Genomic DNA, 15,736 nt, shown 5'->3' on the forward strand with positions numbered 1-15,736 from the left:
AAAGAAAGCATCAGTCATTTTAATAGGTTTTTTAAAATTAGCTATAATCAAGGCTTCAAAAAGCCATGATTAAAAGAGTTGAGATGTTGGAAAAACTGATTGAAAGAGTGTTGTTTGCCACTCGTTGGTTGCTAGCCCCTTTGTGCATTGCCATGTCGTTAGTGTTGGTGGTTTTAGGCTATGTGTTCATGAAAGAATTGTGGCACATGCTCAGCCATTTAGACACCATTAGTGAAACGGATTTGGTTTTATCAGCCTTAGGATTAGTGGATTTGTTGTTTATGGCCGGGCTTGTTTTAATGGTGCTGCTCGCCAGTTATGAAAGCTTTGTTTCCAAATTAGACAAGGTGGATGCCAGTGAAATCACCTGGCTAAAGCACACGGATTTTAACGCTTTAAAGTTAAAGGTTTCACTCTCCATTGTAGCGATTTCGGCGATTTTCTTGCTCAAACGCTACATGAGTTTAGAAGACGTTCTATCCAGTATCCCTAAGGACACGCCCCTATCACATAACCCTATTTTTTGGCAAGTGGTGATCCATTTGGTGTTTGTGTGTTCAGCGCTGTTAGCCGCTGTTACCAATAACATCGCTTTTTCGCAAAATAAAGGGCATTAAAAGTTTTAAAGCTCTCTTTCAGGAAGGACTTTAGACCATTCTTTAATCAAGCGCAAAAAGAAGGAAGTGTCAGGCGAAGTTTTTTCATGGATTAAAATGCCTTCTTCCACCGCTTCCCAAATCACTCTATGCCGATACACCACCAAATGCCATGATTGTTGGGCATGATCTTTAAGCGACAAACGCACCCTTTTAGCAAAAGACGGGTTGTCAAACAAAACCGCGCTTTCAGTGTTGATGTATGCAGAGCGCGGATCAATATTGAAACTCCCTAGAAGCGTTAAATTGTCATCAAAAACAATCGTCTTGCCGTGCAAGGAATGTTTGGTGCTAAAGCGCCCTTTAATCTGGCGGTTAAAAAAATCGTTTCGTATTTCATAGACATTCGCGCCCATTCGCACTAATTGGTTGCGATACCTTTCCCACGCCCCATAGACCACTATCGCATCAGTAGATGAAAGGGAATTGGTAAGGATGTTCAATTCAATCCCCTTAGAAATTTGATTTTTAAAGATTTTCATCATCTTTTTGCCTGGAATAAAATACGATGAAGCGATAAAAACGGAGTCTTTAGCGTTTTTAAGGGCTTTCTCAAAAGCGATTTTGATAGGTGAATACAAGGGCGTGTCAATTTTTTTGGGTGAATCGGCTAAAAAAATGGCATTCCCATAATAAATGGGGTATTGGTATTTTTGGAAGCGTTCTATAAAATCATTGACTTTTTTTTCAAACTGGTTTTTGTCTTCAGCGCTGATAGGGATTTTTTCATGGAGCTTAGCGATTTCTTTAGCGTTGTTTTTGAGTCTTTTATGGGTTCTTAATAATGAAACAGGGATAGAGCGGTGGAACCTCCAATAGCGTTCAAAGCTTTCTTTGGCCTTTGAAGCAACCCCCCCAAAAAACAAAGCGTCTAAATCTAAAAAATTCGTGTCTAAATCGTTATCAAAATAATTGTCCCCAATATTGCGCCCTCCTATAATGACAGCGAAATTATCCACGATGAAAAGCTTGTTGTGCATGCGTTTTTTAATGCGCTCATAATCCGCAAGCATTTCAAAATAGCGCAAGCCTTTATTGCGGATATAGTAGGGGTTAAAAATTTTCACTTCAATGTTTTTATGGAAATTTAAGAGCATAATATCTGAAAAATCCGAATACACCCCGTTATCATCTAAAAGGATGCGCACTTTTACCCCACGATTGGCCGCATTTAAAAGTTCTTTAGCGATCACTTGAGAGGAAAGATCGTTCTTATAAATATAAGTTTGCATGTCAATGCTTTTTTGGCTCATTCTAATAAGACCCACTCTGTGCAATAAAGCGTCAAAGCCGTCTTCTAAAAGAATGGCCGCACTATGGTTAGGGTTTTCTTTCAAATTTTTAGCGTATAAGCTCCCAATGGTGGTAGTGTAGGGATCATAAGAGATAGGGGGGCTTGAAATGGGAGTCTTATAGACTAACCCAAAACACCCATTAAAAAAAAAGACGCTTAAAAGGACTAAAAAGATTTTCAAAAACGACCTACTAAAAAGAAATTAGCGGCTTTTACCCACTTTCAACATTCGGTTGCGCAAAGTGGCGATACTGCTTTGCAAGGGTAATTCTTTAGGGCAAGTGTCATGGCAAGCAATCAAGCTCATGCACCCAAAAACACCATCATCATCGCCCACTAACTCATAAAAATCATCATCGCTTCTTTCATCGTGGCTGTCAATCATAAAGCGCATGGCTCTGTTCATGCCAGCAGCCCCAATGAAATTAGGGCGCATGAGTTTAGTCCCACAAGAAGCGATACAGCACCCGCATTCAATACACCTGTCTAGTTCAAAGACTTCTTGAGCTTCATCAGGCTCAACCCTTTTTTCCGGCTTAGTAATATCCACCTCTTCTTTAGAATGCGCCCAACTCTCCACCCTTTTAGTCATATCCAAAAACCAATCGCCGGTATTCACGCTCAAATCTTTAATGAGCGTAAAACTGGGCATGGGCATGAGCGTAATCACCCCGCTTTCAAAGCTAGAAGTTAGGGTTTTGCAAGCCAATCTCGGTCTCCCATTAACCATCATCGCGCAAGAGCCGCAAATCCCAGCGCGGCACACAAAATCAAAGCTCAAATCCGGATCTTGATGCTCTCTAATGAGATTTAAAGCGATAAAGAGCGTCATGGATGGCGTTTCTTTCAATTGATACTCTTTAAAATGCGGCTTACTCACCGCGCTTTGAGGGTCAAATTTTAGCACTCTAATTACAATCGTTCGTTCATTATCACTCATGGTGTTCTCCTTTTAAATTAGCGTTGTGTTGGTCTAATAAATCATGGACATTGAAAGAATACAAATGTTCCCCCCTAGCCCTGACTTCTTCATCTTCTAAACGCATGTTCCTGGCTTTGTATTTTTCTTGCAATTCAAAAGGCATGAGTGCGTGTTGGACTTCTACCCTGTCTTTCCCGAGCTTTTCTAATTCCAAAATCGTTTTCAAAATCTCAGCGTCGCGCTCTTCTTTTTTGGGGTGGGGAATGAAATTGCCCTTTTTGCCATAGCCCCTAAAATCAGGGCTGATTTCCATTTTCATCACATCTAATTCTTCGTATTCAATCGTGGGCATGTCTTGCTCAGCGCTAGGCCAGCTCGCTAGAGTCCGATTAAGCCATTTTTCATCGTCTCTTTTAGGGTAGTCAATCCTTGTGTGAGCCCCTCTGCTTTCAGTGCGCAGTAACGCCCCTTGGGTGATGCAAAGCGCGAGTTTGAGCATTTTTTTGGTGCGGTAAGCGTCTTCTAATTCAGGGTTATTGTGTAAAACCTTGTTTTTCACGCAAATGTTTTTGGAGCGTGCATAAAGCTCTTGCAATTCTTTAAGGGCTTCTTCTAATTTTTTGCCTTCCCTAAAAACGCCCACTTTTTCATCCATGACTTCTTTCATGCGTTCTCTAATTTCATACACGTCTTCTTTGCCTTCATTATGCAATAAAAAATGCATATAATCCTGGCTTTCTTTAATGAAGGCTTCAACCTTTTGCGTGTTGATTTCAATTTGCGCTTCCAAACAATGCGACGCGAAATAATCCCCTATGATCATGCCAGCGACCACCGCTTCACTCACAGAATTTCCCCCCAAGCGGTTAAACCCATGCAAATCCCAGCACGCCGCTTCGCCCGCGCAAAACAAGCCTTTTAAATGGGTTTCGCCTTTAGGGTTTGTCCTAACCCCACCCATAGAATAGTGTTGCATGGGCTTTATGGGGATCCAGCCTTTTTGCTTAGCCATCGCTTGCCCGTATTCAGGCTCATTTGTGGGCATTCCTTGCATGTTGTCTTTGGTTTGCTCTTCGCTATCGGCCGGATCAATGCCCGCAAAAGTCATGGCAATATCGCGCACATCCCTCAAGTTTTTTTCCACATGGTTACGCCCTAAAATAGCAATATCCAGCCACACATGATCCCCATAAGGCGATTTGGCTCCATAGCCTTTTTGGATATGCTCTAAAATCCGCCTTGAGACCACATCCCTACTCGCAAGCTCTTTTTTCTCCGGCTCATAAGCGGGCATGAAGCGTCTGCCAAACTTGTCTCTTAAAACGCCGCCATCGCCCCTACAACCTTCAGTCATTAAAATCCCGCTTGGCACTAAAGCGGTAGGGTGGAATTGCACCGCTTCCATGTTGCCTAATTTAGCCACGCCGGTTTCTAAAGCGCTTGCGGCCCCAGCTCCGTCGCAAATCACGGCGTTAGTGGTGTGTTTATACACGCGCCCATAACCTCCAGTAGCTAAAAGCGTGCCTTTAGAAACATACGCTGAAATTTCGCCTGTGATTAAATCCCTTACCACCGCCCCGTAGCATTTATTGTCATGATGAATGAAAGCGAGCATGTCCTTTCTGTCTTGAATATCCACCTTGTGGTGTAAGGCTTCGTTAGCGACCGCATAAAGCATGGTATGCCCTGTGGCATCAGCCGTAAAGCATGTGCGCCATTTTTTAGTGCCGCCAAAATCACGGCTTAAGATATAACCATGCCTGTCGTCTCTTTCGGTAATGATAACATGCTCACCATTGACGACCGCAGGCCTATCGCCCTTTTTAATCCTAGTCCAAGGCACCCCCCAACTGGCCAATTCCCTAATGGCTTTAGGAGCAGTGGTTACAAACATCCTAGCCACTTGCTGATCGCACCCCCAATCACTCCCCTTAACCGTGTCTAAAAAGTGCAAATCTTCATTATCGCCCTCGCTTTTTTTAGCGTTCGCAAGACTCGCTTGCATGCCCCCTTGAGCGGCTGCAGAGTGCGAACGCCTAACAGGCACTAGGCTTAAAACGATGGTGTTTAACCCCTTTTGTTTGCATGCGATACTGGCCCTTAACCCGGCCAGTCCGCCTCCAATAATTAGCGCATCACAATATGTTATTTTCATTTTCTACCCTTATTCTTTGTGGAATTTCCCATCAGCTTCTATGGCTTCTTGCATGGTTTTAATGCCATTGTCCTTATTTTCTAAACCTTTTTTAATGTAAGCCCCATAGGTGCAAAGCCCTAAAACAATAAAAAACACGCTCATCGCCCATTTGACTTTTCTCAAGCCTTGAATGCTCGCATTCTTAAACCACCCCCATTTGATCGCTAAGCGATACAACCCGATAGAGCCATGCAATTCTACGGCAAACAATAAGAAAATATACAAAAGCCAAAAGTTTTGCGTGACAAAACGATAGCTTGAGCCATGAGGCCCGATGCTTTCAGGCTCTGTGAGCATGACAAATAAGTGGATACTCGCTAAGAAAAACATCGCAAACCCGGTTAAGGCTTGGATAAACCATAAACTCGTATCGCCATGCTTCATCAAATGCTTATGGGTTTTAAAAACCTTGTATTGCCTGTAATTGATAGGGAATTTCCTTAACGCCAAGAAAGCATGCGCGACCAAAATAAGAATAACCCCTGCTGCAACCACGCTCACAATAGCCGGCTCGCCTGCTTTCAAAAACAGGCTCCCTTCAAAAAATTTCGCCACTTTATACATGGCTTCATCGCTAATCAAGATACTTGAGACTAAAAACATGTGCGCTATCATAAAGAGCGCTAAAATCAAGCCCGTAGCACTCTGTAAAAAATCTAGCTTAGCGTAAATACCGCTCTTTTTAAGCCCTTTGCTAGCACCATAATAACCCTCTATAATCTCTTCTTGTTGCATAAAAACTGCTCCTAAAAACTCAAAATTAACCTAAAATCGCTTGACGCAAAAACACTGCCTTAATTTTACTACATTTGAAATAATTTTTCTTATAAACAAAACCTAAATTGAGAAAAAATTCAATTCAAGGGGTCTATTGTTTAAAATTTACATTTTTTAAACGCTATTAGATATAATAAGGGATAGTTACCACCTATAAAATAAGGATCGTTCAATGACAAAAATTGCCATGGCTAATTTTAAATCCGCTATGCCTATTTTTAAAAGCCATGCGTATTTAAAAGAATTAGAAAAAACTTTAAAACCGCAGCATTTTGATAGGGTGTTTGTATTCCCTGATTTTTTGGGGTTATTGCCTAATGCGTTTTTGCATTTCACTTTAGGAGCGCAAAACGCTTACCCTAGAGATTGTGGGGCTTTTACCGGTGAAATCACTTCCAAGCATTTAGAAGAATTAAAAATCCACACGCTTTTAATAGGGCATAGCGAGAGGCGAGCGCTTTTAAAGGAAAGCCCTAGCTTTTTGAAAGAAAAGTTTGATTTTTTTAAAGATAAAAATTTTAAAATTGTCTATTGTATTGGCGAAGATTTAACGACCAGAGAAAAGGGCTTTAAGGCTGTAAAGGAATTTTTAAATGAGCAATTAGAAAATATTGATCTTAATTATTCCAATTTAATTGTGGCGTATGAGCCTATTTGGGCGATTGGCACCAAAAAAAGCGCGTCTTTAGAAGATATTTACCTCACGCATGGTTTTTTAAAGCAAATCTTAAATCAAAAAACGCCCTTATTGTATGGGGGGAGCGTGAATGTGCAAAACGCTAAAGAAATTTTAGGGATTGATAGCGTGGATGGCTTGTTGATCGGGAGCGCGTCTTTGGAATTAGAAAATTTTAAAACAATCATTTCATTTTTATAAAGGAAAATCATGGGATTTTTAAAAGGTAAAAAAGGGCTTATTGTAGGGGTGGCAAACAATAAATCCATCGCTTATGGGATCGCTCAATCTTGCTTCAATCAAGGAGCTACTTTGGCTTTCACTTATTTGAATGATAGCTTAGAAAAGCGCGTGAGGCCTATCGCGCAGGAATTGAATAGCCCCTATGTGTATGAATTGGATGTGAGCAAAGAAGAGCATTTCAAGTCGCTATACAATAGCGTTAAAAAGGATTTAGGCTCATTGGATTTTATCGTTCATAGCGTGGCCTTTGCCCCTAAAGAGGCTTTAGAAGGGAGCTTGTTAGAAACTTCTAAAAGCGCGTTTAATACCGCTATGGAAATTTCTGTTTATTCTTTAATAGAGCTGACAAACACTCTAAAACCTTTATTGAATAACGGGGCGTCTGTTTTGACTTTAAGCTATTTGGGCAGCACCAAATACATGGCGCATTACAACGTGATGGGGTTGGCTAAAGCGGCCCTAGAGAGCGCAGTGCGTTATTTAGCGGTGGATTTAGGCAAACATAATATTAGAGTGAATGCCCTATCGGCCGGGCCTATCAGAACGCTCGCTTCTAGCGGGATCGCTGATTTTAGGATGATTTTAAAATGGAATGAAATCAACGCCCCTTTAAGAAAAAATGTGAGTTTAGAGGAAGTGGGCAATGCCGGGATGTATTTGCTCTCTAGCTTGTCTAATGGGGTGAGTGGGGAAGTACATTTTGTGGATGCTGGCTACCATGTGATGGGCATGGGGGCTGTGGAAGAAAAAGATAATAAAGCTACGCTATTGTGGGATTTGCATAAAGAACCATAAGGGGTATTGATGAAATTAAGCGAATTGTTAAGCGCCTATTCTATTGAAACGGAATTTTCAAACGATTTTGAAGTGCATGCCTTAGCGGAATTGGATAAGGCTACGCCTAATGATATTAGCTATATTGACCAAGTGCGTTACCTTAAACTTTTAAAAGATTCAAAAGCCGGGGCGGTATTTATCCGTAAAAAAGAATCTTCTAAAGTGCCAAAACACATGCAAGCTTTAATCGTGGATAACCCGCATCTAGCCTTTGCTAAAGCTTCGCATGCCTTTAAAATCCCTTTTTTTAAAAACCCAGAAAGCGTGATTGAGCCTAAACATTTTGAAAAAGTAACGATCATGCCTAATGTTGTGATTGGAGAGGGCGTAGAAATTGGCGAAAACTCTTTGATTTATCCGGGTGTGGTGATCGCTGATGGGGTCAAAATCGGTAAAAATTGCGTTTTGTATCCTCGTGTTATTTTGTATCAAAACACGATTTTAGAAGACAATGTTACTATCCATGCAGGCAGTGTGATCGGAGGCGATGGCTTTGGTTATGCGCACACCGCTTTAGGAGAGCATGTCAAAATTGAGCATGTGGGGATTGTTAGGATTCAAAAAAATGTAGAAATTGGCGCTAACACGGCGATTGATAGGGCGGTGTTTGGCGAGACTTTGATTAAAGAGGGCGTTAAGATTGATAACCTGGTTCAAATCGGGCATAATTGCGTTTTAGGTGAACACAGCATCGTCGTCTCTCAAGTGGGCTTGAGCGGCTCTACAACCACTGGCCGTAATGTGGTTTTTGGCGGGCAAGTGGGTATTGGGGGGCATTTGCATGTGGGTGAATTCACTCAAATTGGGGGTAAAAGCGCGGTGGGTAAAGACTTGCCCCCTAACACTAATTTTGCCGGAGCGATCCCTGCTATGGAAATCCATGAATGGCACCATTTCCTGGCTCATTTACGAACGAATTTCAGGAAACAGCAAAAAACGAGTTTGTTGCAAAAAGCTAAAGGGTTTTTCAAGTCTTAAAGAATGAAATAAGCTATAATAAGCCCATTTTGAATACGAATGATTATTTTAATAAGGACAATCAATGAAAGATAGTTTTCTTTTCACTTCTGAATCAGTAACCGAGGGGCATCCTGACAAAATGGCTGATCAAATCAGCGATGCGGTTTTAGATTACATTATTGAGCGCGATCAAAAAGCCAAAGTCGCATGCGAGACTTTAGTTTCTAATGGTTTTTGCATGATCACTGGCGAGTTAAAAACTTCTGTTTATGCCCCTATGCAAGAGATTGCAAGAGAAGTGGTTAAAAAGATTGGCTATACAGACGCTCTTTATGGCTTTGATTACAGGAGCGCGGCGGTTTTGAATGGCGTTGGCGAGCAAAGCCCTGATATTAATCAAGGCGTGGATAGAGAAGATGGCGAGATTGGGGCAGGGGATCAAGGGCTTATGTTTGGTTATGCGTGCAAGGAGACTGAAACGCTCATGCCCTTACCCATTCATTTAGCGCACCAGCTCACTTTCGCTCTGGCTCAAAAAAGAAAAGACAACACTCTGCCTTTTTTAAGGCCTGATGGCAAGTCTCAAGTGAGCGTGCGTTATGAAAACAACAAGCCTGTAAGCATTGATACGATCGTTATTTCCACCCAACATTCCCCAGAAGTTTCACAAAAACATTTAAAAGAGGCCGTGATTGAAGAGATTGTCTATAAGGTTTTACCCAAAGAATATTTGCATGACAATATCAAGTTTTTTGTCAATCCTACAGGAAAATTCGTTATCGGTGGGCCGCAAGGCGATGCGGGTTTGACGGGCAGAAAAATCATCGTGGATACTTATGGGGGGAGTTGCCCGCATGGCGGGGGAGCGTTTAGCGGGAAAGACCCTAGCAAGGTGGATAGGAGCGCGGCTTATGCGGCCCGCTATGTGGCTAAAAATTTGGTAGCGAGCGGGGTTTGCGATAAAGCGACCGTGCAGCTTGCTTACGCGATTGGGGTGATAGAGCCTGTGTCTATTTATGTGAACACGCATAACACGAGCAAGTATTCAAGCGCGGAGTTGGAAAAATGCGTGAAATCGGTTTTCAAACTCACCCCAAAAGGCATTATTGAAAGCTTGGATTTGTTAAGACCCATTTATTCGCTCACTTCAGCTTATGGGCATTTTGGGCGCGAATTAGAGGAATTCACTTGGGAAAAAACCAACAAAGCTGAGGAGATTAAAGCGTTCTTTAAGCGTTAAAAAATATTTTAAGGGTAATATTTTAAAAAATTTTTGTATAATCAACAATTCACAAGGAGTTTAAATTGAAACAAAGAACGCTGTCTATTATTAAGCCTGATGCACTTAAGAAAAAAGTGGTAGGTAAGATCATTGATCGCTTTGAGAGTAACGGCTTGGAAGTGATTGCTATGAAACGCTTGCATTTGAGCGTTAAAGACGCTGAAAACTTTTATGCGATCCACAGAGAGAGACCCTTTTTTAAAGATTTAATAGAATTTATGGTCAGTGGTCCGGTGGTGGTTATGGTTTTAGAGGGCAAGGATGCCGTGGCTAAAAACAGAGATCTTATGGGAGCGACTGATCCCAAACTCGCTCAAAAAGGCACTATCAGAGCGGATTTTGCTGAAAGCATTGACGCTAATGCGGTGCATGGGAGCGATAGCTTGGAAAACGCGCACAATGAAATCGCTTTCTTTTTTGCCGCTAGAGATCTTTAAGATTTAAGGGCGTTTTAAATAAGCATGCAATTTGAAATGCGTAAAATCGCTTTTAATGTGCCTAAAGTCTTTTCTTTAGAGCATGAGGGAGTGGTTTTAGAGGGTGAAATCGTGCGAGTGGGGGCGAAATTGTTTCGCTTGAAAGCGCGCCTTAAGGGTGAATTGATGCTTATTTGCGATACAAGCGGTAAAGAGTTTAAAAAAAGCCTTGATGAGTCGTTGGTTTTGCATATTTCAGACGGGTTGTGGGATACGCAAAGCCAAAGTTTGGATTTTGATAATTTAGATGTTATTGAATCTTTCAATGGTTTTATTGATTTGAGCGAAATTTTACGCTCTGAAGTGGAGTCTATTAAATTAGACTACCATTATGCAGATTGAAATGAAGGAGAATTTATGGCAGTACCTGATAGAAGAGTGAGTAAGACAAGAGCGGCAAAAAGGCGCACGCATTATAGCGTTAAGTTGGCTAAACCTGTGAAAGCCAAAGATGGCACTTGGAAGCTTCCCCACCATATTAACAAATTTACTAAAGAATACTAATATAAAAGCTATCTTTAGTGATAGAAAGTATTTAAAGGATTGCAACAAGCCTTTTAAGGACGCATGATGAAAATTGTAATAGACTTAATGGGGGCTGACCATGGGGTTTTACCCATTATTGAGGGAGTCTCAAGGGCTTTAGAGAATAAGAGTTTTAGTGCGGTTTTAGTGGGGGATAAAGACAAAGCGACCCCTTTTATTTCTAAAGAGTTAGCCAGCAAAGTGGAAATGATCCACACGCAAGATTATATTAAAATGGAAGAAGCCGCCACTGAGGCGATTAAGCGTAAGGAATCTTCCATTTACTTGGGTATGGATATTTTGAAAAATGGGGCTGACGCTTTGATTTCAGCGGGGCATAGCGGAGCGACTATGGGTTTAGCGACCTTGCGTTTAGGGCGTATCAAGGGGGTTGAAAGGCCCGCTATTTGCACTTTGATGCCTAGCGTTGGTAAACGCCCTAGCGTGCTATTAGACGCAGGAGCGAACACGGATTGCAAGCCTGAATATTTGATTGATTTTGCTCTTATGGGGTATGAATACGCTAAAAGCGTGTTGCATTATGATAGCCCTAAGGTGGGTCTTTTGAGTAATGGCGAAGAAGATATTAAAGGGAACATGCTCGTTAAAGAAACGCATAAAATGCTGAAAGCTTATGACTTCTTTTATGGCAATGTGGAGGGGAGCGATATTTTCAAAGGGGTTGTGGATGTGGTGGTTTGCGATGGCTTTATGGGGAATGTGGTCTTAAAGACAACAGAAGGGGTCGCTAGCGCGATAGGCTCTATTTTTAAAGATGAAATTAAAAGCTCTTTTAAATCTAAAATGGGGGCTTTGATGCTTAAGAATGCGTTTGGTATTTTAAAACAAAAAACCGATTACGCTGAATATGGGGGAGCACCGCTTTTGGGCGTGAATAAAAGCGTGATCATTAGCCATGGCAAGAGCAACGCTAGAGCGGTTGAATGCGCGATTTATCAGGCTATTAGCGCTGTTGAAAGTCAGGTTTGTTTGAGGATTACTCAAGCGTTTGAGAGCTTGAAGCCTAGCGTTTCTGTGCCTCAAAGTGATCAGCAAGACGCTTAAAGATGACTATGTTAAGGGGATTGAATGGAATTTTACGCCTCTCTTAAATCCATTGCGATGCATGTTCCAAGCGAGCGTGTGAAAAATGCAGAGTTCCAGCAATTTTTGGATACCAGCGATGAATGGATAGAAAAAAGGACCGGTATCAAAGAACGCCGTTTCGCTAGCAATGAAGAAAAAAGCAGCGATTTAGGGGTAATAGCGGCTAAACAGGCCATAGAGAGAGCGCGTTTGACTCCAAAAGACATTGATTTAGTGGTTGTGGCCACTTTAAGCCCTGATTTTTTAGCCATGCCTTCAACCGCTTGCGTGCTGAGTGCGAAATTAGGCATTGAAAACAAGCCGGCTTTTGATATTTCAGCCGCTTGCACGGGTTTTATTTACCTCTTATCGGTGGCTAAAGCTTATGTTGAGAGCGGGATGTATGAAAATGTGCTGATTGTGGGGGCAGAAAAAACGAGTAGCGTGTTGGATTTTAAGGATAGGGGGACTTGTATTTTATTTGGCGATGGGGCTGGAGCGTGCGTGATAGGCAGAACCAAGCGTTTAAAAGAAAGCATTTTAGATGTGCAAATTTCAGCGAACGGGAATTTTTCTAATTATCTCTATACGCCAAGGACTCTAAAACCCACGCCCTTTAACGCTAAAGAAGAAGCTTTAGAGCCTTTTTTGCGCATGAAAGGCAATGAAGTGTTTAAACTAGCGGTGAAAACGCTTTTAAAAGATGTGGAAATGATCTTAGAAAAAAACGCTCTCAAACCTGAAGATGTGCGTCTGTTTATCCCGCATCAAGCTAATTTTAGGATCATTCAAGCGGTGCGAGAGCATTTGGATTTTAAAGATGAGCAAGTGGTTTTAACCGTGCATAAATACGGCAACACTTCAGCAGCCAGTATCCCTATGGCCATGTGTGAAGCTTATGAAGAGGGGCGTTTGAAAAAGGGCGATTTAATGCTTTTAGACGCTTTTGGTGGGGGATTGACTTGGGGTTCAGCGTTGGTGTATTTTGGAGGAAGTTAAGAAAAGATTGAAGGAATATTTTGATGAAAAAGGTTGTTTTTTTATTGTTAGTCATGCTAGGGGGTTTAGAAGCGCAAAGTGATTATTGTAGTGATCATTGTGAAGGCACGCCAGATAGCCGTATCCCTCCTATGGGGTTTCATTTCAGTTTTGTGCATTCAGTGAAATATTATTTGCAAGATCCGCAAGAGCGCGATCACAAGCTTAAAAAATGCCATGAAGCCTTTGACTCGACGCTTAAGGTTAATTTTATTACGAAGTCTTTTAAAAAGGATTGCAAGCATGCGCAAATGGCTTTAGAGCAAGCTCAAAAAGGAACTCCATAAAAGGGTTTCTTTAGGGATTTTATTTCTTATAGCAGACTTATAGCAGAAATTATTTTTAAAGCAAAAGACAAAATCGTGTTTATATTAGTAAGAGATATAGTAGTTATTTTACTACCTATTATGGCTATTGGGTTTGTATTAGTGGCTTGTCAGAAGTGGTGTATAAATATTTAAAGGTAGAGATGATGACAATGATGTTAATGATGGTTTTTTAGTAGAATATGGGATAAATTTATAGAATATTTTTTCTATTGCGTGTTTTTTATACTCATATTTTTCCCTTACATAGCCGGTATAGTCTTACTCTTAATTGTTTTATTCAGTAATGATCAGTAGCTTCTCAACTAAAAACTCAACCAACAACCCATCAAGAACCAAGTATAGATAAATTAATATTTTTTTAGTCTGTTTTTTAAGAAGTTACCGCTTGCTAAAGAAGCTTTTTGATATTAAAAAAGCCTTTAGCATTTTTGAATTTTATGACCAACACCCCATTATAGAACAGAGATTAAAAACCCTTTTTATCGAGAAAACTTGTGGTAATACTCGCCCTTGTCCGTGATGATTTTAACTTCTAACAATTGGTTAGGCTTGCAATTCAGGCGGTAAAATATCTGTTGCGAGTATTTTAATTCATGATCAAAGAGTTTTTCTTTTTTAAACTTATCGCCCAATTTGGGTTCCACTTTTTTAGTCGCTTCGCATGAATTTCCCCTATTGACAATAAGATTTTTAATCACCACCGGTTCATCGTTCATAGAAGTGATGCTTAAAAGACTAGAGTCCGTCATTTTCCCCATGAGTTTCCCCCCAGTTGCGCGATAATCCAGCTTGAAATCCAAATCCTTTGCCCCCACATAAACACCGCTTATCATCAGCAAGCTCAAACACATTTTTTTAAACATCAAAATCCTTTCAATAATAGTATTTGTGGGGTATTATAATCAAATTTGATATATTCTTTTTTAATCGTTTGTTGCGTTTAGTTTTTGATCAAGTTTGTAGCCCATGCAACCCATTTGAATAATTTTAAAAAATTTCTTTTTGTTTGTTTTTCTACCGCATCTTCTCCGCCATACAAAAGCCTTGTTTTGAACGCCATGGCCAATTCCATTTGCTTATTTTTAGCGTATTTTTTTCTATCGTTTGCGCTGAAACAATCTTCAATTTGTTTGAAATGCCTATCGCAGTCTGAGAGTTGTAAGATGGTGATGGGATCATGCATTTCTTCATTAGCCCTTTTAAATCGTTCGCTCGTTGCTTGTTGGTTAAAAACGCATTTTCTGTCATCATCTGTCAAAACAATGGGGTTGTTGTCTAACTCGCAGAGTTTTTGAATGGTTTCTTCCATGTCGTTTGGATTGTTTTTAAGCCCTGAAATGGGTAAGAAAGTGAAAACAATGGGGTTGTCTTTGAATTCTCGCTTATTGAAATACAATTTGAAAGCACTCAAATAGCAATAATCGGTGATGCCTTCCACAAAGATGATTCGGTGTTTTTGGGGGTTGTGAAAAACATGCTGACCCACCCCTAAAGAACGCTTGATTTGATACAAGGCATCGGAGTCTTTGCTCGCATTATTTAGGGGGTAGTTAAAGCTATTCTTAATCGCAGAACCTTCTGTTTCTTTTTCTACAATCCTTATTTCATCTAAATGATCCGTATCCACCAAAAAGGGGTCATGGGTGGCTACAACAAAAGTAACATGATTTTTATGAGCGTATTCTTTTAAAAATCTCCTGAATTCCTTTCTGGCTGGCACGCTCAAATGAGTGGCTGGCTCGTCCATAACCACAATGCACTCACCATAATTAGCAGGAACTCCTTCGTAATTATGATGGTATTTATATAAAAAATTAAAAAACAAGTTAAAAAACCATTGGAATCCAGTGCTTTGTTTTGCGAGCTCTAAATACTCATTGTCTCTTTTGATTTTTATGTGCAAAAAATGCTGTTCTTGCAAACAGAATTCAAAAACATATCTGTGTTCATCATCTGGGTTAATACAAAAACTTTCGTTAAACTTTTTGTTGATTTTTTCACCCATTTTCTTTAATTCTTTTTCCAATTCTTCAAGAAGATTCGTTTTTTTACAGAAGAGAAATTTTTCAGAATGACTATAGAAATTGAAAACAACATCATATTTTTCATTTAGAAACATTGTGACTTTTGGTTTATTTAGATGCATATGGGTTGTTATATTTAATATATTTATCATTTTCTGAAGCAATAAACTCATTGCTAGAAGTTTCTTGCAAATCTATCTCTAGACAATTTATCTTATCAATAATTATTAATAATATTTTTTTATTCTCATCAATTTTAAGTTCAATTCTTACTAGAATGTTAGTTTTTATCCCACTAGCACGAAAAACTCCGTCCTTTAGGGCGGAGATGTAAGTGCATATCTGTTAGGTATTTGAATATCGTTTCACCTAGATCCATTCGCTTTTTAGTGCATTCTATTAAAAATCAAAGTT

The 15,736-nt window shown here is 40.3% G+C and carries 16 protein-coding genes and 1 pseudogene; 11 read left to right on the forward strand and 6 right to left on the reverse strand.

Annotated features, from left to right (window positions below; genetic code table 11):
* The first annotated feature begins 83 nt into the window (after window positions 1–83).
* Window positions 84–617: a TIGR00645 family protein gene (locus tag H7N67_RS01810; protein ID WP_000890445.1), complete on the forward strand. Its 534-nt coding sequence runs from the start codon at window positions 84–86 to the stop codon at window positions 615–617.
* A gap of 5 nt (window positions 618–622) precedes the next feature.
* Here the strand turns inward: H7N67_RS01810 and clsC are convergent, their stop codons facing one another.
* Genes clsC through H7N67_RS01830 form a run of 4 tightly spaced genes read right to left on the reverse strand, consistent with a single transcriptional unit; the run spans window position 623 to window position 5,804 of the window.
* Window positions 623–2,131 (reverse strand): cardiolipin synthase ClsC, encoded by a 1,509-nt coding sequence (gene clsC, locus H7N67_RS01815; protein ID WP_108529129.1) that lies wholly within the window; start codon window positions 2,129–2,131, stop codon window positions 623–625.
* 21 nt (window positions 2,132–2,152) lie between these two features.
* Window positions 2,153–2,890, reverse strand: coding sequence for a fumarate reductase iron-sulfur subunit (locus H7N67_RS01820; protein WP_001282405.1), 738 nt, complete (start codon window positions 2,888–2,890; stop codon window positions 2,153–2,155).
* Window positions 2,883–5,027, reverse strand: a complete 2,145-nt coding sequence (locus tag H7N67_RS01825; protein ID WP_000705958.1) for a fumarate reductase flavoprotein subunit — start codon at window positions 5,025–5,027, stop codon at window positions 2,883–2,885. The genes H7N67_RS01820 and H7N67_RS01825 overlap by 8 nt, the downstream gene beginning before the upstream one ends.
* A gap of 9 nt (window positions 5,028–5,036) precedes the next feature.
* Window positions 5,037–5,804, reverse strand: coding sequence for a fumarate reductase cytochrome b subunit (locus H7N67_RS01830; protein WP_001183639.1), 768 nt, complete (start codon window positions 5,802–5,804; stop codon window positions 5,037–5,039).
* 214 nt (window positions 5,805–6,018) lie between these two features.
* On the opposite strand from H7N67_RS01830, the gene H7N67_RS01835 reads away from it, so the two are divergent.
* The 10 genes from H7N67_RS01835 to H7N67_RS01880 all read left to right on the forward strand — a co-directional run bounded on the left by H7N67_RS01835 (window position 6,019) and on the right by H7N67_RS01880 (window position 13,256).
* A complete protein-coding gene (locus H7N67_RS01835) occupies window positions 6,019–6,723 on the forward strand; it encodes a triose-phosphate isomerase (RefSeq protein ID WP_187938856.1) in 705 nt (234 codons plus the stop codon).
* 9 nt (window positions 6,724–6,732) lie between these two features.
* Window positions 6,733–7,560 (forward strand): enoyl-ACP reductase FabI, encoded by an 828-nt coding sequence (gene fabI / locus H7N67_RS01840; protein ID WP_079341006.1) that lies wholly within the window; start codon window positions 6,733–6,735, stop codon window positions 7,558–7,560.
* A 9-nt stretch (window positions 7,561–7,569) separates the two neighbouring features.
* A complete protein-coding gene (gene lpxD, locus H7N67_RS01845) occupies window positions 7,570–8,580 on the forward strand; it encodes a UDP-3-O-(3-hydroxymyristoyl)glucosamine N-acyltransferase (RefSeq protein WP_127993760.1) in 1,011 nt (336 codons plus the stop codon).
* Between the two features lie 64 nt (window positions 8,581–8,644).
* Window positions 8,645–9,802 carry a methionine adenosyltransferase gene (metK, locus tag H7N67_RS01850; RefSeq protein WP_000655158.1) on the forward strand — a complete coding sequence of 386 codons (1,158 nt, stop codon included), beginning with the start codon at window positions 8,645–8,647 and terminating at the stop codon, window positions 9,800–9,802.
* 65 nt (window positions 9,803–9,867) lie between these two features.
* Window positions 9,868–10,281, forward strand: a complete 414-nt coding sequence (gene ndk, locus H7N67_RS01855; RefSeq protein WP_000813730.1) for a nucleoside-diphosphate kinase — start codon at window positions 9,868–9,870, stop codon at window positions 10,279–10,281.
* 24 nt (window positions 10,282–10,305) lie between these two features.
* Window positions 10,306–10,662: a DUF177 domain-containing protein gene (locus tag H7N67_RS01860; protein ID WP_187938857.1), complete on the forward strand. Its 357-nt coding sequence runs from the start codon at window positions 10,306–10,308 to the stop codon at window positions 10,660–10,662.
* 15 nt (window positions 10,663–10,677) lie between these two features.
* Window positions 10,678–10,824 carry a 50S ribosomal protein L32 gene (gene rpmF / locus H7N67_RS01865; RefSeq protein WP_000290431.1) on the forward strand — a complete coding sequence of 49 codons (147 nt, stop codon included), beginning with the start codon at window positions 10,678–10,680 and terminating at the stop codon, window positions 10,822–10,824.
* Between the two features lie 66 nt (window positions 10,825–10,890).
* Window positions 10,891–11,910 carry a phosphate acyltransferase PlsX gene (gene plsX, locus H7N67_RS01870; protein ID WP_001865043.1) on the forward strand — a complete coding sequence of 340 codons (1,020 nt, stop codon included), beginning with the start codon at window positions 10,891–10,893 and terminating at the stop codon, window positions 11,908–11,910.
* Between the two features lie 24 nt (window positions 11,911–11,934).
* Window positions 11,935–12,930: a ketoacyl-ACP synthase III gene (gene fabH, locus H7N67_RS01875; protein WP_187938858.1), complete on the forward strand. Its 996-nt coding sequence runs from the start codon at window positions 11,935–11,937 to the stop codon at window positions 12,928–12,930.
* A gap of 23 nt (window positions 12,931–12,953) precedes the next feature.
* Window positions 12,954–13,256: a hypothetical protein gene (locus tag H7N67_RS01880; RefSeq protein ID WP_187895849.1), complete on the forward strand. Its 303-nt coding sequence runs from the start codon at window positions 12,954–12,956 to the stop codon at window positions 13,254–13,256.
* Window positions 13,257–13,777: 521 nt separating this feature from the next.
* On the opposite strand, the gene H7N67_RS01885 is transcribed toward H7N67_RS01880, so the two are convergent.
* Entirely contained in the window at window positions 13,778–14,161 is a 384-nt protein-coding gene (locus H7N67_RS01885) for a hypothetical protein (RefSeq protein WP_187938859.1), read from the reverse strand.
* Between the two features lie 77 nt (window positions 14,162–14,238).
* Window positions 14,239–15,381: pseudogene (locus H7N67_RS01890) on the reverse strand (AAA family ATPase); the annotation flags it as partial.
* Window positions 15,382–15,736 lie beyond the last annotated feature (355 nt).

The organism is Helicobacter pylori, from assembly GCF_014498195.1.
GTDB lineage: Bacteria > Campylobacterota > Campylobacteria > Campylobacterales > Helicobacteraceae > Helicobacter > Helicobacter pylori_DO.